Raw genomic sequence first — 21,651 nt, 5'->3', positions numbered from 1 at the left:
TCGCGTTCGCCATCGCTCGCGCCGTGTGCGCGCCATGGCCCCATTCTGGGGTCGACGGTGGCCGGAGGGCGGCAACCCACAGGATTCATCCAGACGAATGGAACCCTGCCGACACGATCCCGTTCGGACACCGTGTCGAGACAACGATGCCGAGACGCGATCGGTTCAGTCGATCGCCTCGGGATGCGGGACGCGGACCATGCCCTCCTGCGCCACGCTCGCCACGAGCACGCCGTCGCGCGTGTAGATGCGCCCGAGCGACAGGCCGCGTCCGCCGCTCGCCGAGGGGGATTCCTGCACGTACAGGAGCCACTCGTCGGCGCGGGCGTCGCGGTGCCACCACATGGCGTGGTCGAGGCTCGCGACCTTGAGTCCTGGGGTCGCCCATGCGACGCCGTGAGCACGCAGCACGGGCTCGAGGATCGAGTAGTCGCTCGCGTACGCGAGCGCCGCCCGGTGCATCTTCGGGTCGTCTGGCAGGCGGCCGAACGCCTTCATCCACACGGCCTGTCGCGGCACCCGCTCGCCGTCGACGCGGAGGTAGACGGGCGACGGGATGTGCCGCACGTCGAAGGCCCGCTCGCTCGACCAGTACCGCGCGACGTCGTGGTCGAGGTGCCCGAGCACGTCGGCGGTCGACGGCAGCGTCTCGGGATCGGGCAGGTCGTCGGGCATCTCCACCTGGTGCTCGACGCCCTCGTCGTGCGTCTGGAACGACGCGATGAGCGACAGGATCGGCTCGCCGTGCTGGAACGCCTGCGTGCGCCGCGTCGAGAACGAGCGCCCGTCGTGGATGCGGTCGACGGAGAAGGTGATGGGGTGCTGCACGTCGCCCGGGCGGAGGAAGTAGCCGTGCATCGAGTGGATCTGCCGATCGGCCGGCACGGTGTGCATGGCCGCCACGATCGACTGCGCCAGCACCTGCCCGCCGAAGACGCGCCCGAGCGGCATCCACTGCGACGGCCCGGTGAAGATGTCCTCGTGCGTGCGAGCGCCCGTGTCGGTGAGGTGCAGCGTGCTCAGCAGGCCGTCGATGGGACCGTTCATCGTTCCTCCGTGTCGGTGGGGGCTGGGCCGCGACCCGGTGGAAGCGCGGCCCGCCGGGGCGGCGGCGCTCCCTTGGTAGTTTAGGAGCAGATGGTCCAGCAACTGACGCTCGCAGACAGCCTCGCGCTCGGCGACCTGCACACGTACCTGCAGCGCGCCGGGCGCGTCGAGGACGGCTCGGTCCGGTTGATCGCGGGCAACGGCATCCTCGCCGTCTACACGGCGATCCTCTATCCGCGCGGCATCCTCGATGAGAGCCCGACCGTGCTCGGGCTGCGCACCTTCGAACTGGTCGACACCGAGGACTTCGACATCGTCGTCCCGATGCGGTCGATGGTCGAGCGCATCGAGCGCGCGAAGGCGCAGCTCCCCGATGACGACGAGTCGCGGTTCGTCTCGATGACCCGGCCCCCCGAGGTCAACACGGTCACCTGGGCGGGCATCTCGCCGCCGCGGGGCGGCTGGCGTGCGCTCGGCGAGGCGGATGCCGCGACGCTCGAGTCCGCCGCACGGGCGGGCATCGACGAGGTCGCCGCCGCCATCCCGACCGGCACCGGCGAGCAGCTCGTGCAGCGCGTGCGCTCGGAGATCTGGGGCCGCGGCATCGACGGGCTCGAGTACGTGCCGACGGGCGCCGCGTTCGCGGCGTTCAGCCTCGGCTTCCTCGGCGAGGACCCGGTGCGCCTGTTCGAGACCGGCCCGTGGACGCGCCTCACCACGCGACGGGGTCACGTGCTCGTGCGTCGCAAGGCCTGGACGCTGAAGGCGTAGCCGCGCCCGGGTCGGCTCCACGTGGAGGCCAGGGTCAGCCCCGGGCGATCGACCGCCCGGCAGCGCGACCGGTGAAGAGGCATCCGCCCAGGAACGTGCCCTCGAGCGCTCGGTAGCCGTGCACCCCGCCGCCGCCGAAGCCGGCGGCTTCGCCGACGGCGTACAGGCCGGGCAGCACCGACCCGTCGGGCGCGAGCGCGCGCGAGTCGAGGTCGGTCTGGATGCCGCCGAGGCTCTTGCGCGTGAGCAGGTGCAGCTTCACCGCGATGAGCGGTCCGGCATTCGGGTCGAGGATGCGGTGCGGCGTCGCGACGCGGATCAGCTTGTCGCCGCGGTACTTGCGGGCGCCGCGCACCGCCGTGAGCTGCAGGTCCTTCGAGAACTCGTTGTCGAGCTCCCGGTCGCGCGCGACGATCTCGCGCTCGATGTTCTCGGTGTCGATGGCCGCCTCGGGGGAGAGGGCGCGCATGCCCTCGAAGAGCTCGGGCAACGTGTCGGCCACCACGAAGTCGACGCCGTGCCGCTTGAACGCCTCGACGGGACCGGGGGCGCCGGAGCCGATCCGCTCGGCGAGGAGCTTCAGGTCCTTGCCGGTGAGGTCGGGGTTCTGCTCGCTGCCCGAGAGCGCGAACTCCTTCTCGATGATCTTCTGCGTGAGCACGAACCAGGAGTGCGCGTAGCCGGTCGAGACGATGTGCTCGAGCGTCCCGAGGGTGTCGAAGCCGGGGAACAGCGGCACGGGGAGCCGCCGGCCCTCCGCATCGAACCAGAGCGACGACGGGCCCGGCAGGATCCGAATGCCGTGCGACGGCCAGATCGGGTCCCAGTTCGTGATGCCCTCGGTGTAGTGCCACATGCGGTCGCGGTTCACGAGCCGGGCGCCGGCTCGCTCGGCGATCGGCAGCATGCGCCCGTCGACGTGCGCGGGCACGCCCGAGAGGAGCTCCTCGGGCGCGGCGCCCATGCGCTCGGGCCAGTACTCGCGCACGAGGTCGTGGTTGCCGCCGATGCCACCCGATGCGACGACCACCGCGGGCGCGCGGAACTCGAAGTCGCCGACGACGTCGCGGTTGCTCGGCTCGCCGCGCCCCGCGGCATCCGGTGCGAGCACGGCGCCGCGCACCCCGACGACCGCGCCGTCCTCGACGATGAGCTCGTCGACCCGGTGGCGGTGGTGCAGCTCGACCAGGCCGGCGGCGGACCCCGCCTGCACGCGCGCGATGAACGGGGCGAGCACGCCGGGGCCCGTGCCCCAGGTGATGTGGAACCGCGGCACCGAGTTGCCGTGCCCGATCGCGTTGTACCCGCCTCGCTCGGCCCAGCCGACGACGGGGAAGAACCGCACGCCCTTCTCGTGCAGCCAGCTGCGCTTCTCGCCGGCGGCGAACTCGAGGTACGCCTCGGCCCACTTGCGGCCCCACTCGTCGGTGTCGCGGTCGAACCCGGCGGTGCCGTCCCAGTCCTGGCGGGCGAGCTCGAGCGAGTCCTTCACGCCCATGCGGCGCTGCTCGGGGGAGTCCACGAGGAAGAGCCCGCCGAACGACCAGTGCGCCTGCCCGCCGAGGCTCGCCTCGGGCTCCTGCTCGACGATCACGACGCGCTTGCCCGCGTCGACGAGCTCGGCGGCCGCGACGAGGCCGGACAGGCCGGCGCCGATGATGATCGCGTCGGGCTCGGGGCGGGATGCTGGGGTGGCGGCCACGTGGGACTCCTTCGTCTCGGTGGTGGGGCGGGTGCCGATCGATGCGGCGGCGGGCGTCGCGGGCGGTGCGGCGGATGCCGCGGGGGCGGTGTCGGCGGTGAGGGTGCCGCCGTGGCGATGCTACTGCTCTCGCGGCGAATCCCGGTCGCGCCGTGTCACTCCTCGAACGTGTTGACCATCGCGAAGGCCGCGCGCTGCAGGTAGTCCCACAAGGTCTCCTCCGCGAGCGGCGGCAGGTCGAGGGAGTCGACCGCGGCGCGCATGTGGGAGAGCCAGCGGTCACGTGCGTCGGGATTGACCTTGAACGGCAGGTGCCGCATCCGCAGCCGGGGATGGCCGCGCTGCTCGCTGTAGGTGCCCGGGCCGCCCCAGTACTGCTCGAGGAACATCGTGAGCCGCTCGGCCGCCGGCCCGAGGTCCTCCTCGGGATACATCGGGCGCAGCACCGGGTCGTCGGCGACGCCGCGGTAGAACTCGTTCACGAGCTTCTCGAACGTCGCGCGTCCGCCGACGGTCTCGTAGAACGACGGCCCGAGGGCGGCGCCGTGCTCGCTGCCTCGCAGTGGCACGTTCGCCGGCTGCGGGGCCCCGGATGCCGCGGGCGTGCTCTGGTCGGTCACGGCGTGTCTCCGCTGGTCGGTGGGTTCGGCATGGTCGGCGGCTTCGGTGCGCGCGGCGCCTTGGAGGTCTTCACCTTGGTCGCGACGCCGGAGCCCGCGCCCGCGCCGCCGGCGACGACGGTCGGTCCGGTCTTCGGCGGCTTCGCGCCCTTCACGCGCGTGGCTCCCTCGAAGCCCGACAGCACGACGCTCGAGAGGCTCGGCAGCCGCACGTCCATCGCGTCGAGCGAGTGCTTGAGGCGGGTGCGCAGCTCGCGCGCCACATCGTCCTTCGACGACGTGCGCACCTTCATGACGATGCGGATCACCATCGCGTCGTCGGAGATCGACTCGAGGCCCCAGATCTCGGGCTTCTCGAGGATGCGCGAGCGCCACTTGCCCGACTGCGACATCTCGACGGCGGTGCGCAGCATCTCGGCCTCGACGGCCTCGACGTCGGCGTCGTAGGGCACCGCGAGGTCGAGGATGACGCGGGCCCAGCCCTGCGACATGTTGCCGACCCGCAGGATCTCGCCGTTGCGTACGAACCAGAGCGTGCCGTTCACGTCGCGGACCTTGGTGATGCGGATCTGCACCTCCTCGACGATGCCCGTCGCCGGCCCGAGGTCGACGACGTCGCCGACGCCGAGCTGGTCCTCGACGACCATGAACAGGCCGTTCAGCACGTCCTTCACGATGTTCTGCGCGCCGAAGCCGAGGCCGGCGCCGATCGCGGCCGAGAGGAGCGCGAACGAGCCGAGGATCGTGTTGTCGATGACGCTCACGATCATGAGGGTCACGATGATGAACAGCGTCACGTTCACGACGTTGCGCAGCACCGTGCCGAGCGTGCGGGTGCGCTGCACGACGCGAACGGCGGCGAGCGGCGACGCCTGCAGCGCCTGCGTGTCGGTGACGTCCTGCTTCTTCTTCACGCCCGTGACGATGCGATTCACGACGCGGTCGATGACGAAGTGCAGGATCCATCGGATGAGGAACGCGATCGCGATGATGACCGCGATCGAGACCAGCTTGCCGACGATGACGTCCCAGTTGTCGGCCCAGAACTGCGCCAAACCCGACCAGAAGTCCCCGCTCAGCGGCGTCTCCTCGAGCGGCGGGACGGACGGTTCTTCTGCCAGGAACATCTGAGCGAGTCTAGCGAGGGGCTACTGGATGGCGCCCGAGAGCGCGACGGCGTCGCGGGCACGCGCGGCGAGGGCCCGGTCGAGCTCGTCGAGCTGCTCGGAGACGAGCCGGCGCAGGGGAGCGGGCTCGGGGTTCGCCGCGAGCCAGGCGCGGGTCATCGTCGCGAGCTCCTCGTCGACGAGCGGCGCGGGGTAGAGCCGCGACACGACGAGGGAGGCCATGGTGAAGCTCCGGTCCGCCCAGGTGCGCTGCAGGGTCTCGAAGTACTCGGCCACGGTCGGCGCGAGCAGCTCGGGCTGCGTCGTACGACGCCATCCGTCGGCGATCGCGCGGGCGAGGTCGTTCGAGAGGCTCGTGTCGGTCGCGACGCGGTGCCACGCGATGTCCTTGCCGACGGGGTCGGGTCGGGCCGCGCGGGCGGTCTCGGCGAGCTGGCGCCCCTTCGCGGTGTCGTCGTGCGCGAGCGCTGCGTCGATCTCCTCGTCGGATGCCGCGCCGAGCGTCGCACGGGCGATCACGAGCTCCCAGCGCAGGTCGAGGTCGACCTCGAGTCCGTCGAGCCGGATCGAGCCGTCGAGGAGGCTCCCGAGCACGTCGGCGTGGGCCTGCGTCGAGGCGATGCGCGTGAACGCCTTCACGAGCTGCAGCTGGGCGTCGGAGCCGGGCTCGGCGAGCTCGCCGAGCGCCCAGACGGCGTCGCCGGTCTCGGCGGCGAGCTGCTCGCGGTGGTCGTCGGCGAGGTAGCGGCCGAGCGCGACCTCGAGTCGCGCCAGTGCGAGGCCGCGTGCGGCCGACTGCGTCTCGTGGCCGATCGCGGCGAGCACGAGCCGCAGGTAGTCGCTCGCGGGCAGCTCCGCGTCGCGAACCGCGTCCCACGCCGAACCGAGCACGACGGCGCGGGCCACCGGGTCGGCGAGCTCCGACAGCCGGCGCACGGCCGTGTCGAACGAGGTCGCGTCGAGCCGCACCTTCGCGTAGGTGAGGTCGTCGTCGTTCACGAGCAGCAGCTCGGGGCGCGGCAGGCCGACGAGCTCGGGCAAGTCGGTCGACGCGCCGTCGACGTCGAGCTCCACCCGGTCGGTGCGCACGAGGCGTCGGCGGTCGTCGCTCGAGTAGCAGCCGAGCGCGACGCGGTGCGGGCGGAGGGTGGGGTGGTCGGGTGCCGCGGTCTGCTCGACGCGGGCGGAGGTGATCAGGCCCGCGGCATCCGTCTCGACCACCGCACGCAACGTGTTCACGCCCGCGGTCTCGAGCCAGAGCTGCGACCACCGGGTGAGCTCGCGGCCGCTCGCCCGCTCGAGCTCGTCGAGCAGGTCGCGCAGCGTGGCGTTGCCGCCGGCGTTGGCGCGCAGGTAGGCGCCGACGCCGCGCTGGAAGGCGTCGAGGCCGACCCAGGCGACGAGCTGCTTCAGCACCGAGGCGCCCTTGTCGTAGGTGATCGCGTCGAAGTTCACCTCGACGTCGGCGAGGTCGCGGATCTCGGCGACGATCGGGTGCGTCGAGGGCAGCTGGTCCTGCTCGGCGGCGTGCGTCTTCTCGTCGCTGGCGAACGTGGCCCAGACGCCCGTGAACTCGGTGACCCGCGACGTGGCGAGCGTCGACGCCCAGGTGGCGAACGACTCGTTCAGCCAGAGGTCGTTCCACCAGCGCATGGTCACCGAGTTGCCGAACCACATGTGGCTGAGCTCGTGCAGCACGACGATCGCGCGCTGCTCGCGCCGGGCGTCGGAGACGCGGGAGCGGAACAGGTAGCTCTCGTTGAACGTGACCGCGCCGACGTTCTCCATCGCGCCCCAGTTGTACTCGGGCACGAAGATCTGGTCGTACTTGCCGTAGGGGTAGGGCACGCCGAAGGCCGCCTCGTAGAATGCGAGGCCCGCCTGCACGGTCTCGAACATGACGTCGGGCTCGGCGTACTGCGCGAGCGACGCGCGAGTGAACAGTCCGAGCGGCACGTCGCGTCCGTCGACGCTGCGCGCCGAGCCGCGCCAGGCCGCGTACGGCCCCGCGACGATCGCGACGATGTAGCTCGAGATCACCGGGCCGGTCTCGAACGACCACGTCGCGATCGCCCCGTCGGCGTCCGCGACGGGCTCGGGCGTCGGCGCATTGCTCAGCACCTGCCATGCTGCGGGCGCGGTGATCGTGAACCGCACCGACGCCTTCAGGTCGGGCTGGTCGAACACCGCGTAGACCCGGTTCGCCTCGGCGACCGCGAACTCGGTGTAGAGGTACACGGCGTCGTCGACGGGGTCGACGAAGCGGTGCAGGCCCTCGCCGGTGTTCGTGTACCCCCGCGTCGAGACCACCTGCAGCTCGTTCTCGGCAGCCAGCCCGTCGAGCCGGATGCGGAAGCCGTCGCTCGCGGCCGCCGGATCGAGCACCCGCCCGTTCAGCACGAGCTCGTGCACCTCGAGGGTCGTCGACTCGATGAACGAGTCGGCGCCCGGCTCGGCGCGGAAGCGCACCACCGTGGTCGAGCGGAACGTGTCGCCGTCGCCCGTCAGGTCGAGAGCGACCTCGTAGGCGGGTGCGGCGACGACGGAGGCACGGGCCTCGGCTTCGTCGCGGGTCAGGTCGGGCCGTGGCATGCGTGCCTCCGTCGTGCGTTCGTGCGTGTTCGGGTCGGTTCGGGTCGTGCGGCGGTGCCGGCGGATGCCGCGACTACGCGTCCTGCGCGTCGCGCTCCTGCGCGGCGAGCGCCCGGTCGATCCCGGCGAGCCGCTCCACCACGAGGCGGCGCAGCGCGGGCACGTCGGGGTGCGTGTCGAGCCAGGTGCGGCTCGCGTCGGCGAGGGCGCGGTTCGCGAGCGGCGACGGGTAGAGGCCGTCGACGAGCTTCTCGGCGATCGCGTAGCTGCGCTTGTCCCACACGTCCTCGAGCATCGCGAAGTACCGCTCGACGAACGCCTCGAGCAGGGCGGGGTCGCTCGCGCGGAGGAAGCCCTCGGCCGTCTCGCGCACCACGGTGTTCGTGGCGGTGTCGACGTCGATGAGCGACGCCCAGGCGCGCTCCTTGCCCTCGGGCGTCTGGATCGCGGCGCGGGCGTGCGCGGCCGACTGCTGGCCGGTCGCCGTGTTGTCGGAGGCGAGGCGCTCGTCGATCTCGGCGTCGCCGGCGCGACCCGACGCCACGAGCGCGATGAGCAGCTCCCAGCCGAGGTCGGTGTCGATCTCGAGGCCCTCGAGTTCGAGCGAGCCGTCGTAGAGCGCGACGAGCTGGTCGACGTGCGACCCGGCCTCCGCGATCGCGGCGAAGTTCATGACGAACTGGAACTGCGCGTCGCTGCCCGGCTCGGCCTCCTGCGCGAGGCGCCAGAAACCGTCCGCGAGGGCTCGGCGTGCGTCGGCGCGTCGCCCGGGGGTCGTGTAGCCGCTCGCTGCGAGGATCGAGTTCGCGAGCACGATCCGCAGGGTCGTCGATTCCGTCTCGCTCGCGATGTTGCCGAGCACGAGGGCGAGGTAGTCGCTCGCGCGGGTCTCGGCGTCGCGGGTGGCATCCCACACCGAGCTCCACACGAGGGCGCGGGCCAGCGGGTCCTCGATCTCGGAGAGGTTGGCGAGGGCGACGCCGTGCGACGCCTCGTCGAGGCGGATCTTCGCGTAGGCGAGGTCGTCGTCGTTGAGGAGCACGAGGTCGGGGCGGGCGAGGCCCACGAGCTCGGCGACCTCGGTGCGCTCGCCGTCGACGTCGAGCTCCACGCGGTGGTCGCGCACGAGCTTGCCGTCGTGCAGGTTGTAGAACCCGATCGCGAGGCGGTGCGGGCGGATGGTGGGGTGGTCGGCGACCGCCGACTGCAGCACCGCGAACGACGTGATCACGCCCGCGTCATCCGTCTGGATCTCGGGACGCAGCGTGTTCACGCCCGCAGTCTCGAGCCAGAGGCCCGACCAGTCGGAGAGGTCGCGGCCGCTCGAGGCCTCGAGCTCGGCGAGCAGGTCGGCGAGGGTCGTGTTGCCCCAGCCGTGCTTCTTGAAGTACGCCGAGACACCGGCGAAGAACGCCTCGACGCCCACCCAGGCGACGAGCTGCTTCAGCACCGAGCCGCCCTTGGCGTAGGTGATGCCGTCGAAGTTGACCTGCACGTCCTCGAGGTCGTTGATGGTGGCGACCACGGGGTGGGTCGAGGGGAGCTGGTCCTGGCGGTAGGCCCAGTTCTTCTCCATCGAGTTGAACGTGGTCCACGCCTCGGTCCACTCGGTGGCCTCGGCGGTGGCGATGGTCGACGCCCACTCGGCGAACGACTCGTTGAGCCAGAGGTCGTTCCACCACTTCATGGTCACGAGGTCGCCGAACCACATGTGGGCGAGCTCGTGCAGGATCGTGACGACGCGGCGCTCGCGCACGGCATCCGTCACCTTCGAGCGGAACACGTAGAACTCGGTGAAGGTCACCGCGCCCGCGTTCTCCATGGCGCCCGCGTTGTACTCGGGCACGAAGAGCTGGTCGTACTTCGCGAAGGGGTAGGGCACGTCGAACTTCGACTCGAAGTAGGCGAATCCCTGCTTGGTCTTCTCGAAGATGTAGTCGGCGTCGAGGTACTGCGAGAGGCTCTTGCGGCTGAACACGCCGAGGGGGATGACGCGGCCGTCGGCCGAGGTCAGCTCGTCGCGCACGACCGCGTAGGGGCCCGCGATGAGCGCGGTGATGTAGCTCGAGATGCGCGGCGTCGGCTCGAACGCCCAGGTCTTCGCACCCTCGTGCGCGTCGACCGGCTCGGGCGTGGGGGAGTTCGACACGACCTCCCAGTGCGCCGGCGCGGTCACGGTGAACCGGAACGCGGCCTTCAGGTCGGGCTGCTCGAACACGGCGAACATGCGGCGCGAGTCGGGCACCTCGAACTGCGTGTAGAGGTAGGCCTCGCCGTCGACCGGGTCGACGAAGCGGTGCAGGCCCTCACCGGTGTGCATGTAGCGGCCGTCGGCCACGACCACGAGCTCGTTCTCGTCGGCGAGGCCGGGCAGCTGGATGCGGACGCCGTCGCTCACCTCTGCGGGGTCGAGCGCCACGCCGTTCAGGGTCACCGAGTGCACCTCCGCCGTGATCGCGTCGATGAACGTCGACGCTCCGGCGCGCGCGTCGAACCGCACGGTGGTCGTCGAGCGGAACACGTCGGGGCCGGTCGTCACGTCGAGCACGACGTCGTAGTCGTGGACGGTGACGAGCGCCGCGCGCTCCTCGGCTTCGATGCGGGTGAGGTTCTCTCCGGGCACGTGCGCTCCTTCGCAGTCTTCGCGGCTCGTGGCCGCAGGCAACGTGTCCCAGCCTAGCCCCGCGTGCGGTGAGCGCCCCAGCCCGCCCTCAGGTCGGTTGCGCCGTGGCAGGCGGCCCGGTCAGCGGCTCCAGATCGAGACGACGGATGCCGCGAACGCGGGCAGTGCGGCGACGACCGCGAGCACCAGCAGCACGCGACCGACGATGATGCCCGCCCGCGACGCGCGCACGGCGAGGAACCATGGCAGCAGCCGGGGAAGCGCGAACGTGACGAGGGCGCCGATCGCGAGGATCGCCCCGAGCGGGAATAGCACGACGCCGAGCAGCAGCGGCAGGACGGTGTCGGGCCAGTTGCGCTGCGTCATGAGCGGCAGGCTCCGGCTGAGGCGGCCCGCGAAGGCCGCGAGGAAGGCGCCCTGCACGACGGACAGGGCGGCGAACACGAGCACCGACAGCCAGCCCGGCCCCACGATGTCGAAGTCCACGTTGTCGGACCGGAGCGGGTCGATGAACGGCGCCACCATCACGAACGCGGCGAGGCCGAAGGTCGGTCCCGCGAGGCGCCCCTTCGGCAGCCACGGGGCCGCGAGCAGGTAGAACGCGGTCGACGCGAACGCGAAGGGCAGGGCGCCGAAGAAGAAGTAGCCGATCGTGCCCTCGAACGTGATCTCGCCGACGGTCGCCTGCGCCTCCGTGAGGCGACCCGTCGCCTCCGGCGAGGTCAGTGCCAGCAGCCGCATGGCGAGCCGCCCGCCCGCCCCGGTGACGAGGAGGCTGGACGCCGTGCCCGCGACGAGGAACACGATCACCCACCAGGCATACAGGCGGAGCCCGTCGAGGTGGCGTCGGAGCCGGGTTTCCGACGGCGTGGAGGCCGCGGCATCCGACGCAGGACCCGGCAACCCGGGCTCGACGAGCCGCTCGCCGCCCCAGCGGATGCAGAGCACCACAGCGAGGACGAGCAGTGCGACACTCAGGATCACGACCAGCATCCGACCTCCGTTCCGGCCGACCGGGCTGCGCGTGAGCCTACTGCCGGCCGCGGCGGCGCGCCGCCCCCAGAACACGGCGGGGAGCTCGGCTCGCGTTGACCCGCTCGGTCGGCCGCCTTACGGTGGCGGCATGAAGTCCACGGATGCCGCGGCGCCGACCGCCGAGCGATACCGGGTCTTCGGCGAGGTGGAGGCGCGCGGGATGTCGGCCACGTACGAGGCGTGGGCGCTCGGGGTCGCGGAAGACCCCGCCACGGTCGCGCTCATCGACGAGCTGCCGGCGCCGAAGCGCCAGCCGAACCTCGTGTTCTCGGCGGCGCGCTATCAGGGTGCCCCCGCGGGTCCGTATCACCTGTTCCGCGACTGGCTCCACGGCCACTGGGTGGAGGTGCGGGCCACGGCGCTCACGCACGCGACGCAGACGAACGAGGCGGCGCGCTGCGCGCTGCACGTGCCGGCGCTCGCCGGGATCGAGGGCCCCGTCGCATTGCTCGAGGTGGGCACGTCGGCCGGGCTGTGCCTCTATCCCGACCGCTACAGCTACCGGTACTCGGGGCATCCGCGGCTCGACCCCGCCGACGGTCCCAGCCCGGTCGTCCTCGATTGCGTCGTGGAGGGGCCCGTGCCGGTGCCCGACCGCCTGCCCGAGGTCGTCTGGCGCGGCGGCATCGACCTCAACCCGCTCGACGTTCGGCATCCCGACGACGTCGCGTGGCTCGACGCGCTCATCTGGCCGGAGCACGACGACCGGCGCGCCCGCCTGCGGGCCGCGGCCGCGATCGCCGCGGGCGACCCGCCCCGGATCGTCGCCGGCGACCTCGACGCCGAGCTCGACGCGGTCGCCACGCAGGTGCCCGGCGGGGCGACCCTCGTCGTGTTCCACACGGCGGTGCTCATGTACCTCGACGAGGCCGGCCGCGCGCGGTTCGCCGAGCACGTCCGCCGGCTCCGCGGGCACTGGCTCTCCGTGGAGGCGCGCACGGTCACGCCCGGCATCCGCGTGCGCGAGGACGTGCCCAACGAGAGCTCCGACCTCGTGCTCGCGCTCGACGGCGTGCAGCTGGCCTGGGCGCAGCCCCACGGGCGTGCCGTCCGGTGGGTGCCGAATCCCTAGACTTGGGCCCATGCGCATCCACATCGCGACCGACCACGCCGGCCTCGAGTTCAGCCGCACCCTCGTCGACCACCTGACCAACGGCGGTCACGACGTCGTCGACCACGGCCCCACCGAGTACGACCCGCTCGACGACTACCCGGCGTTCTGCATCAATGCAGCGCAGGCCGTCGCCCGCGACCAGGCCGCAGGGGTGCGCACCCTCGGCATCGTGTTCGGCGGCTCGGGCAACGGCGAGCAGATCGCCGCCAACAAGGTGCAGGGCATCCGCGCCGCGCTCGTGTGGAGCATGGACACCGCGATCCTCGCCCGCCAGCACAACGACGCCAACGTCATCTCGATCGGCGCCCGGCAGCACACCGTCGAAGAGGCCATCCGCTACATCGACGCGTTCATCGCGGAGCCCTTCTCAGGCGACGAGCGGCACGTGCGCCGCATCGCACAGCTCGCGGAGTACGAGACCACGGGCGACATCGCGGGCAGGGGCGTCGACCACGAGCCGTCGGCGCCCAGCGAGGCGTAGGGACGCAGCGGCAGTGCCCGAGGGACACTCGATCCACCGGATCGCCCGGCAGTTCGACCGGAACTTCGTCGGGCACGTCGTGCACGCCTCGAGCCCGCAGGGCCGGTTCGCGCAGGGCGCGGCCGAGCTCGACGGGCGGCGGATGACGGACGCCCGCGCCGTCGGCAAGCAGATGTTCCTCGGTTTCGAGGGCGACCGCTGGCTGCGGGTGCACCTCGGCCTGTACGGCGCGTGGGACTTCGCCGGCGACATCCTGCTCGACCCCACGATCGCCTCGGCGAACGGACGCATGGGGCAGACGAACCAGCGCGGGACGTTCCTCGAGGGCCCCAACCCCGACGCCGCGATCCTCGACTCGGCGGGCGAGAACTCGCTCACGTCGATCGGAGCGCCGCGCCGCACGCGGCTGCGCATGTCGGAGTCCGAGAAGGAGGCGAACGAGTTCGAGGTGTTCCCGCCCGAGCCGATCGGCCAGGTGCGCGTGCGCCTGCTCACCGAGACGATCGTGGCCGACCTGCGCGGCCCCACCGCGTGCGAGGTGCTCGACCCGGCGCAGGTCGAGCGCATCGTGTCGAAGCTCGGGCCGGATCCGCTCATCGACGGCGGCCCCGACGCCGAGGAGCGGTTCACCTCCACCGTGCGCCGGAAGGGCGTGCCGATCGGGCTCCTGCTCATGGACCAGGACGTGGTCGCGGGCATCGGCAACGTCTACCGCGCCGAGCTGCTGTTCCGCGCCAAGCAGAACCCGCACACGCCCGGCAGGGAGGTGCCCGAGGAGCACGTGCGGCACCTCTGGACCGACTGGGCGAAGCTGCTGCGCATCGGTGTCGAGACCGGCCAGATGATGACCATGGACGACCTCGACCCCGACGAGTACCGCGCCGCGATGGCCAACCGCGACGACCGGCATTGGGTGTACAAGCGCGAGGGGCTGCCGTGCCGAGTGTGCGGCACGAACATCGTGCTCGAGGAGATGGGCGCCCGCAAGCTCTACTGGTGCCCCTACTGCCAGGCCTGAGGAGACCCATGCGACAGAACCCGAGCTTCACGCTGGCGAGCGAGGAGGGCGTGAAGCGGCTGATCCGCGAGCACCCCTGGATGACGATCGTGAGCTCCACGGATGCCGCAGGCCTCGTCGCGAGCCACTACCCCGTGCTGCTCGACGAGAGCGCCGACGGCATCGTGCTCCTCACCCACGTCGGCCGCCCCGACGAGGTCGTGCACGAGCTCGGCCGGCACGAGGTGATGGTCATCGTGCAGGGCCCGCACGGCTACATCTCGCCCGGCTGGTACGACGCGAACCGGGCCGTGCCGACGTGGAACTTCGTGACCGCGCACCTCTACGGCACGCCCGAGCTGCTCGACGCCGACGAGAACCTGCGCGTGCTCGAGGCGCTCGTCGACCACTTCGAGGACGCCCTGCCCGAACCGCGCCGCATGCGCGGGACGCCCGAGAACTCCGCCTACGCCGATCGCATCGCGGTGGGCACCGTGGGCCTGCGCATCCCGATCACGCGGTTCGTCGCGAAGAACAAGATGAGCCAGAACCGGCCCGACGAGACCGTCGACCGCATCATCGCCGAGCTCGAGGGCGAAGGGCCCTACGCGAGCCCCGCGCTCGCCGCCGAGATGCGCCGCACGCACGAGGTACTGCGGGCGGCTCGGGCGTGAGCGGGCTGCTCCTCGCGGGCGCACGCCTGCCCGGTGCGCCAGAGGCCGTCGACGTGCTCGTGGCCGACGGCGTCGTCGCGGAGATGGCGACGCACGGCGCGTCGAGCGCCGCCGGGTCGGCCGTCGAGCGCGTGGACCTCGACGGCCGCTGGATCGTTCCCGGCCTGCACGACCGGCACGTGCACCTCTCGCAGTGGGCGATGGTCTCGCGGCGGCTCGACCTCGCCGGCGCGGCATCCGCAGCTGAGACCGCCGCGCTCGTGCGCGCCGCCGTCGACGCGGGCGAGCCCGAGGTGATCGGGTTCGGCTACCGCGACGGGCTGTGGCCGGATGTCGCGAGCCGGGCGCTGCTCGACGCGGTCTCGGGCGACGTCCCGGTCGTGCTCGTCGCCGCCGACCTGCACGCCTGCTGGATCAACTCCGCCGCCGCCCGCCGGCACGGCGTGGACGCGCCCGGCGACGGGATCCTCCGGGAGGACGCCTGCTTCCGCCTCGTGCGCGAGCTCGACGACGTCGCCGACGACGTGCTCGACGGGTGGGTCGCCGATGCGGCCAGTCGTGCCGCCGCGCGCGGCGTCGTCGGGGTGGTCGACTACGAGATGCGCTGGAATCGCGACGACTGGGCCCGCCGGGCAGCGGCGGGCGAGTGGCGGCTGCGCGTCGCCTTCGGCGTCTACCCGCAGCACCTCGACCGCGCGATCGACGAGGGGCTGCGCACCGGCGAGACCGTCGACGGCACGGGCGGGCTCGTGACGGTCGGCGGCGCGAAGGCGATCACCGACGGCTCGCTCAACACCCGCACCGCGTGGTGCTTCGACCCGTACCCGGGACTCGACGGGCACGAGCATCCCTACGGCCTCGCGACGATCGCCTACGAGGAGCTCGTCCCGCTCATGCGGCGCGCGCACGAGGGCGGCCTGACGCCCGCCATCCACGCGATCGGCGACCGCGCCAACGCCCGCGTGCTCGACGCGTTCGAGGAGGTCGGCTGCCGCGGTTCGGTCGAGCACGCCCAGCTGCTGCGCCACGAGGACGTCGCCCGGTTCGCCCGGCTCGGCGTGGTCGCGAGCGTGCAGCCCGAGCACGCCATGGACGACCGCGACGTCGCCGACCGGTACTGGGCGGGTCGCACCGACCGGGCGTTCATGCTCGCCGAGCTCCAGGCCGCCGGCGTCGAGCTCGCCCTCGGGTCCGATGCGCCCGTGGCGCCGCTCGACCCGTGGGTGGCGATCGCCGCTGCCGTGGGCCGAACCCGAGGCGGACGCGAGCCGTGGCATCCCGAGCAGGCGATCGACGTGCGCGCCGCGCTCGCCGCGTCGACGGGCGGCGCCGGCCCCGAGGTGCACGTCGGCCTGCGCGCCAACCTCGCGGTGCTCGAGCGCGACCCGTACGCGGCATCCGTGGAGGAACTGCGCACCATGCCCGTGGCCGCCACGCTCGTCGGCGGCCGCATCACGCACGACAGCCGGTGATCGAGGAGCGCCGGGCGAAGCCCGACGCGTATCGAGATCCAGCCCCCGGGGGATAACCCCCGCGCCGATCCGGTCGCCCACCGGATGGGGCGACCGCGCCCGCGTTGCGAGGCTGGAAGCATGCCAGCACCACGCATCGCCGCCACCGCGATCCGCCGTCCCCGCGCCGCGCTCACCGCGCTCGCCGCCGTCGCGTCGGGCGCCCTCGTCGCCGTCGCCTTCGCCGGGTGCGGCCTCGCCGGACCCGCGCCCGTCGACACGGTCGGCGAGGTCGACTTCGACCGGCCGCTCGCGATCCCGCCGCTCGCCGAGTCGACGGTCGACGCCGACGGCACCCGCGTGTTCTCGCTCGAGGCGCAGGCGGGAACCACCGAGTTCGAGCCCGGCGTGGCGAGCGACACCTGGGGCTTCAACGGCTCCTACCTCGGTCCGACGCTCGTCGCCGACCGCGGCGAGCGCGTTCGGGTCGACGTGACGAACGCGCTCGACGAGCCCACGACCGTGCACTGGCACGGCATGCACCTGCCCGCGGAGATGGACGGCGGCCCCCATCAGATGGTCGACCCGGATGCCACGTGGTCGCCGACCTGGGCCATCGACCAGCAGGCCGCGACGCTCTGGTACCACCCCCACCCGCACGGCGAGACCGAGGAGCACGTCGCCCGGGGCCTCGTCGGCATGTTCCTGCTGCACGACCCCGAGGAGCGGGCGCTCGGCCTGCCGTCGGACTACGGCGTCGACGACATCCCCGTCATCGTGCAGGACACCGGCTTCTCGGCCGACGGCCGCCGCGAGCCGCCCGTGCGCGGCTACGCCGGCGGGCTCGGCGACGAGCTCCTCGTCAACGGCACGCGCACGCCGTACCTCGACGCGACGAGCGAGCTCGTTCGGCTCCGCCTGCTGAACGCGTCGACCGCGCGCACCTACGGATTCTCGTGGTCGGACGACCGCCCCGTCGAGCTCATCGCGACCGACGGCGGCCTGCTCGAGGCATCCGTGCCGCTCGACCGCGTCGTGCTGTCGCCGGGGGAGCGGGCCGAGGTGCTCGTGCGCCTGACCCCGGGCGAACGCGTGGTGCTGCGCTCCGAGATGACCGCCGAGGCGGCCGGCATGGTCGGACCCGTCGCCGCGATGAACGGCAACACCGACGCGTTCGACGTGCTCGAGGTGCGCGCCGCCGACGAGCTGGCCGCCGCGGACCCGGTGCCCGAGCGCCTCACCACCATCGAGCCCTACGACGAGGCCGACGTCGCGACGACGCGCACGTTCCGCCTCGACGACAGCTTCGAGATCAACGGCCACGCCATGGACATGGCCCGTATCGACGAGACCGTGACGGTCGACACGCTCGAGCGCTGGATCGTCACGAACGACACCGAGGTGCCGCACAGCTTCCACGTGCACGACGTGCAGTTCCGCATCGCGTCCGTCGACGGCGCTGCGCCGCCGCCCGAGCTCGCGGGCTGGAAGGACACCATCCACGCCGAGCCGCAGCGGGAGTACGAGCTCCTCATGCGCTTCGAGGACTACACCGACCCCGACACCCCGTACATGTACCACTGCCACCTGCTGTGGCACGAGGACCAGGGCATGATGGGCCAGTTCGCCGTCGTCGAACCGGGCCAGTCTGCCACGATGACAGGAGGAACCGACCATGAGCACTGACACCGTGCCCACCGACCGACCCGGGAACGGAGCCGCGGACCCCGCGACCGCGATCCTCCACCCGGCCACCACCGCCGAGGGGGCGAGCACCGCACCGATGTCGACGACCACGACGAGCACCACGGATGCCGCGCCGCGCCGCCGCGGCTACGGCTCCCTCTGGGCGGCCGTGCCCCGAGAGTTCGGCTTCCTGATCCTGACGATGCCGATCGCGATCATCGGGCTCGTCATCATCTCGACCGTCTTCTTCACCGGCCTCGGCCTCGTGGCGATCGTCGTCGGCATCTTCCTGATGGTCGCGTCGTTCTACATCGCGCGCGGCTTCGGCACGCTCGAGCTCGTGCGCCTGCGCTGGGCCGGGCGCCCCGAGATCCGCCGCCCCGTCTGGGAACGGGTCGACGGCGCTCAGGGCTTCTGGCGTGCGGTGTTCGGCCCGTTCATCGACGGCCACTACTGGCTCTACCTGCTGCACGCGCTCGTCGTGAATCCCATCGTGAGCATCGTCTCGTGGAGCCTCACGGTGGCCTGGACGGCGACCGCCCTCGCGGGCGTGACCGGCTGGATCTGGCAGCCGTTCATCCCGAACGACGAGCGCACCTTCTGGCTGAACCAGTGGCTCCTCGAGCGGTTCTTCCCCGACGCGGCGCCCATCGATCCCGTCTTCGGCGAGCGCGTGCTCGAGATCCTCATCGGCGTGATCTTCCTGCTGACGCTGCCGCTCGTGTTCCGCGGGCTGACGCTCATGCACGACGCGATCGCGCGGGGCATGCTCGGCGCGTGGCGCTCCGAGGCCCTCGAGCGCGAGGTCGCCGAGCTCGCCGCGTCGCGCGGCGCGGCCGTGCAGGCCGAGGACACCTCGCTGCGCCGCCTCGAGCGCGACATCCACGACGGACCGCAGCAGCGGCTCGTGCGCCTGCAGATGGACCTCGCGACCATCGAGCGCCGCCTCGAGCACGATCCCGACTCGGCGAAGGCCCTCGTGGGCGAGGCCCGCGACCAGGCCCGCGAGGCGCTCGACGAACTGCGCGCGCTCTCGCGCGGGTTCGCCCCGCCGCTCCTGCAGGACCGCGGCCTCGCGAGCGCCCTCGAGTCGCTCGCCGCGCGCAGCCCGGTACCGGTCGAGTTCGAGAACCGGCTCGCGACGGATGCCCCGCTGCCGGCGGCCATCGAGCGGAACGCGTACTTCATCGCGGCCGAGCTGCTCACCAACGCGGCCAAGCACGCCGGTGCGAGCGCGATCCGGCTGCGGGTCGCCAGCCGTGACACGGGAGCCTCGGGTCACTGGCTCGACCTCTGGGTCACCGACAACGGGCACGGCGGCGCCTCGCCGCGTCCGGGCCACGGGCTCGCCGGACTCGAGGAACGCGTGCACGGCCTCCGCGGCCTGTTCGTGGTCGACAGCCCGGCGGGCGGGCCCACGGTGATCGGCGCGCACGTGCCGTACGTGCCCGTCGCGGCAACCGCGACCTGACCCTCGTCGCACCCGCGGCCCCGGCGTTGCACGCGCCGGGGCCGCTGCCGTCGCGCCGATATGGTGAAGGCATGACGGATGCCGCCCGCCGCCCCCTGCGCATCGTGCTCGCCGAGGACTCGGTGCTGCTGCGCGAGGGGCTCGTCCGTCTGTTCGACGAGGCGGGCTTCGAGACGGTCGGCGCGTACGGCGACGCGGATGCGCTGCTCGCCGCACTCGACGGCGACACGCCCGACCTCGCCGTGCTCGACGTGCGCATGCCGCCGACGTTCCGCGACGAGGGCGTGCGCGCGGCGATCGAGCTCCGCCGACGTCGGCCCGAGGTCGGCATCCTCCTGCTCAGCCAGTACGTCGAGGGCACCTACGCCCACGAGTTGCTCTCCTCGGGCGAGGGCGGCATGGGCTACCTGCTGAAGGACCGGGTGGCCTCGCTCGAGGAGCTCGAGGACGCCGTGGAGCGCGTGAGCGCCGGCGGCACCGTGCTCGACCCGCAGGTCGTGCGCGAGCTGCTGGCCCGCCGCGGCGACCCGCTCGCCTCCCTCACCCCGCGTGAGCGCGAGGTGCTCGAGCTCATGGCCGAGGGGCGCACGAACGCCGGCATCGCGAAGCAGCTCTTCATCGGCGTCGGCGCCGTGGAGAAGAACGTGACGTCGATCTTCCAGAAGCTCGGCCTGGAGGACTCCGGCACCGACCACCGCCGCGTGCTCGCGGTGCTCGCCTGGCTGCAGCGCTGACTGGCGCGGCCGGCGAGCGTTTCGCGCTCACCTCGGCGGACGTCGTCGGTCGAAGAGCGTCGGCTGCGAGTCGACCGACGGATGGAGCGGGGTGAAGTGCCGCCAGGCGAGAACGAATCGCCGAACGGAGTACCAGGTCGAGGCGACGAGCTGCACGAGCGCGACCACGGCTCCGGCGACGACCGCCCAGGCGACGGCTCCGCCGAGCGCCACCACCAGGCCACCGGTGAACAGGCCGAGCACCGTTGAATTCACCACGGTGATGAGCAGCGCCGAACTGCCGATGGCCTGGCTGATGCCGCGACTCCGGAAGAAGTAGTAGGTCTGGTCGGCGCCGGCCTCGTCGTCGTGGGTCGAGGCGAGGAAGTTCCGCTCGATCCCCGGCCGCAGTTCCCGGTACGCGCCCCGGAGGCGGTTCATCGCGACCACGTACATCATGTCCTCCTCGGCCACGTTCATGACACGGACCTGGGTGAGGAAGCCGACGAGCCAGATGAACGCCAGGATGCCGAGTGCGGCCGCCCGGAACCAACCGTCGAAGTCGGTCGCCTGGCCGAGCAGGCCGATGGCGAGCAGGCCGGCCGAGAAGAGCGTGAGGAAGATCGCGATGCGGGTCAGCACCTCGCCCTGGGTCGTGCTCCGCGACGCGAGGAGGCTCCAGTGCTCGGTCGCGAGGAGTTGCGCCTCGAGGGCGCGCTCGGCTCGGTCCGCCGCGTCGTCGTGTGCCGGTGGCACGTCACCCGTGCCTGCGGGCTCGTCGTCGCGCCGGGGATCGTCCGTGTGGTCGCTCATCCGCTGCTCCGCAACGGCTCGTGGAGGCGCCACACCGCGCGGTACCCGCGGTAGCCCCACACCATCCACCCCACGAACGACGCGATCGCGACGACGACGCCGACGCCGATCGACCACCCCACCGACGACGTGAACGTGTAGACGAGCGCCCCGACGAAGAGCCCCGCGAGCGCGGCGTGCACGACGAGGATGAGCACCATCGAACTCGCGAACACCTGCAGGCGATCGCGCGCCGCGAACGGGTAGTAGGTCCGCTGCGCCCCCGGCAGGTCGTCGGACGTCCCCATCATGAAGTACGGCAGGATGCCCGGATCGAGGTGCACGTACGCGGCGCGGAGCCGGTTCATGGCGAGGACGTACGCGAGGTCCTCCTGGGCGGTGTTGAACACGCGCAGCTGCGTGATGAGCCCCAGCACCACGAGCAGGAAGAGGATGGCCAGCGCGGCGACGCCGAACCAGCCGCTGAACTGCGTCGCGTTGCCGAGCACGCCGAGGGTCACGAGGCCGGCGGACACGAGCGTGAGGAAGATCGCGATCCGGGTGAGCACCTCGCTCTGCGTCGTGGAGCGCGAGGCGAGGAGGCTCCAGTGCTCCGTGGCGAGCATCTGCGCGCGCAGGGATTTCTGCGCGTCCGTGAGGTGCGCGACGTCGTCCCCCGTAGACGGACCGGGCCCGGATGCATCCGCCGTCATAGCGGCATTCTGCACCCGGGCCCGGTCGGCCCGCCATCGCGC

18 protein-coding genes are annotated in these 21,651 nt (G+C 72.1%); 9 read left to right on the top strand and 9 right to left on the bottom strand.

All coding sequences use genetic code 11. The features are described from left to right. Window positions 1–165: 165 nt before the first annotated feature. Window positions 166–1,047: an acyl-CoA thioesterase gene (locus ACWEOH_RS16675; protein WP_452032846.1), complete on the bottom strand. Its 882-nt coding sequence runs from the start codon at window positions 1,045–1,047 to the stop codon at window positions 166–168. Window positions 1,048–1,137: 90 nt separating this feature from the next. On the opposite strand from ACWEOH_RS16675, the gene ACWEOH_RS16670 reads away from it, so the two are divergent. After that, window positions 1,138–1,818, top strand: coding sequence for a hypothetical protein (locus ACWEOH_RS16670; RefSeq protein ID WP_452032844.1), 681 nt, complete (start codon window positions 1,138–1,140; stop codon window positions 1,816–1,818). A gap of 34 nt (window positions 1,819–1,852) precedes the next feature. Here ACWEOH_RS16670 and ACWEOH_RS16665 read toward each other — a convergent pair whose 3' ends face one another. The 6 genes from ACWEOH_RS16665 to ACWEOH_RS16640 form a co-directional block, all read right to left on the bottom strand. Next, window positions 1,853–3,520, bottom strand: coding sequence for an FAD-binding dehydrogenase (locus ACWEOH_RS16665; protein ID WP_452032842.1), 1,668 nt, complete (start codon window positions 3,518–3,520; stop codon window positions 1,853–1,855). 155 nt (window positions 3,521–3,675) lie between these two features. Next, on the bottom strand, window positions 3,676–4,083 hold the full coding sequence (locus tag ACWEOH_RS16660; RefSeq protein WP_148735368.1) for a globin: 408 nt from the start codon (window positions 4,081–4,083) through the stop codon (window positions 3,676–3,678). A 53-nt stretch (window positions 4,084–4,136) separates the two neighbouring features. Further along, window positions 4,137–5,267: a mechanosensitive ion channel family protein gene (locus ACWEOH_RS16655; RefSeq protein WP_452032840.1), complete on the bottom strand. Its 1,131-nt coding sequence runs from the start codon at window positions 5,265–5,267 to the stop codon at window positions 4,137–4,139. Between the two features lie 21 nt (window positions 5,268–5,288). Continuing rightward, window positions 5,289–7,859 carry an aminopeptidase N gene (pepN, locus tag ACWEOH_RS16650; protein WP_452032838.1) on the bottom strand — a complete coding sequence of 857 codons (2,571 nt, stop codon included), beginning with the start codon at window positions 7,857–7,859 and terminating at the stop codon, window positions 5,289–5,291. A 73-nt stretch (window positions 7,860–7,932) separates the two neighbouring features. Further along, the gene (pepN, locus tag ACWEOH_RS16645) at window positions 7,933–10,482 is read right to left on the bottom strand and encodes an aminopeptidase N (protein ID WP_452032836.1); all 2,550 of its coding nucleotides are present in this window, start codon (window positions 10,480–10,482) and stop codon (window positions 7,933–7,935) included. Window positions 10,483–10,602: 120 nt separating this feature from the next. Continuing rightward, the gene (locus ACWEOH_RS16640) at window positions 10,603–11,475 is read right to left on the bottom strand and encodes a hypothetical protein (protein WP_452032835.1); all 873 of its coding nucleotides are present in this window, start codon (window positions 11,473–11,475) and stop codon (window positions 10,603–10,605) included. Window positions 11,476–11,605: 130 nt separating this feature from the next. Here ACWEOH_RS16640 and ACWEOH_RS16635 point away from each other — a divergent pair, with 130 nt between their 5' ends. The 8 genes from ACWEOH_RS16635 to ACWEOH_RS16600 all read left to right on the top strand — a co-directional run bounded on the left by ACWEOH_RS16635 (window position 11,606) and on the right by ACWEOH_RS16600 (window position 20,125). Further along, the gene (locus ACWEOH_RS16635) at window positions 11,606–12,589 is read left to right on the top strand and encodes a DUF2332 domain-containing protein (protein ID WP_452032833.1); all 984 of its coding nucleotides are present in this window, start codon (window positions 11,606–11,608) and stop codon (window positions 12,587–12,589) included. Between the two features lie 10 nt (window positions 12,590–12,599). Continuing rightward, the gene (locus ACWEOH_RS16630; RefSeq protein ID WP_452032831.1) at window positions 12,600–13,112 is read left to right on the top strand and encodes a ribose-5-phosphate isomerase; all 513 of its coding nucleotides are present in this window, start codon (window positions 12,600–12,602) and stop codon (window positions 13,110–13,112) included. A 13-nt stretch (window positions 13,113–13,125) separates the two neighbouring features. Then, window positions 13,126–14,130, top strand: a complete 1,005-nt coding sequence (locus ACWEOH_RS16625) for an Fpg/Nei family DNA glycosylase (RefSeq protein ID WP_452032829.1) — start codon at window positions 13,126–13,128, stop codon at window positions 14,128–14,130. 8 nt (window positions 14,131–14,138) lie between these two features. Further along, window positions 14,139–14,783 (top strand): FMN-binding negative transcriptional regulator, encoded by a 645-nt coding sequence (locus ACWEOH_RS16620; RefSeq protein WP_452032827.1) that lies wholly within the window; start codon window positions 14,139–14,141, stop codon window positions 14,781–14,783. After that, the gene (locus ACWEOH_RS16615) at window positions 14,780–16,255 is read left to right on the top strand and encodes an amidohydrolase (protein ID WP_452032825.1); all 1,476 of its coding nucleotides are present in this window, start codon (window positions 14,780–14,782) and stop codon (window positions 16,253–16,255) included. The genes ACWEOH_RS16620 and ACWEOH_RS16615 overlap by 4 nt, the downstream gene beginning before the upstream one ends. A 120-nt stretch (window positions 16,256–16,375) precedes the next feature. Beyond that, window positions 16,376–17,920, top strand: coding sequence for a multicopper oxidase family protein (locus ACWEOH_RS16610; protein ID WP_452032824.1), 1,545 nt, complete (start codon window positions 16,376–16,378; stop codon window positions 17,918–17,920). Continuing rightward, window positions 17,910–19,391: a sensor histidine kinase gene (locus ACWEOH_RS16605; RefSeq protein WP_452032822.1), complete on the top strand. Its 1,482-nt coding sequence runs from the start codon at window positions 17,910–17,912 to the stop codon at window positions 19,389–19,391. The genes ACWEOH_RS16610 and ACWEOH_RS16605 overlap by 11 nt, the downstream gene beginning before the upstream one ends. Window positions 19,392–19,462: 71 nt before the next feature. After that, a complete protein-coding gene (locus ACWEOH_RS16600; protein ID WP_148734816.1) occupies window positions 19,463–20,125 on the top strand; it encodes a response regulator in 663 nt (220 codons plus the stop codon). Window positions 20,126–20,152: 27 nt separating this feature from the next. Here the strand turns inward: ACWEOH_RS16600 and ACWEOH_RS16595 are convergent, their stop codons facing one another. After that, window positions 20,153–20,917, bottom strand: a complete 765-nt coding sequence (locus ACWEOH_RS16595) for a hypothetical protein (RefSeq protein WP_452032820.1) — start codon at window positions 20,915–20,917, stop codon at window positions 20,153–20,155. Then, entirely contained in the window at window positions 20,914–21,609 is a 696-nt protein-coding gene (locus ACWEOH_RS16590) for a hypothetical protein (protein WP_452032818.1), read from the bottom strand. The genes ACWEOH_RS16595 and ACWEOH_RS16590 overlap by 4 nt, the downstream gene beginning before the upstream one ends. Between the last annotated feature and the right edge of the window lie 42 nt (window positions 21,610–21,651).

It is taken from the genome of Agromyces sp. NPDC004153, assembly GCF_053603635.1.
Note: the sequence above shows the minus strand (reverse complement) of the source record. Positions and strands in the feature narration are given on the sequence as shown.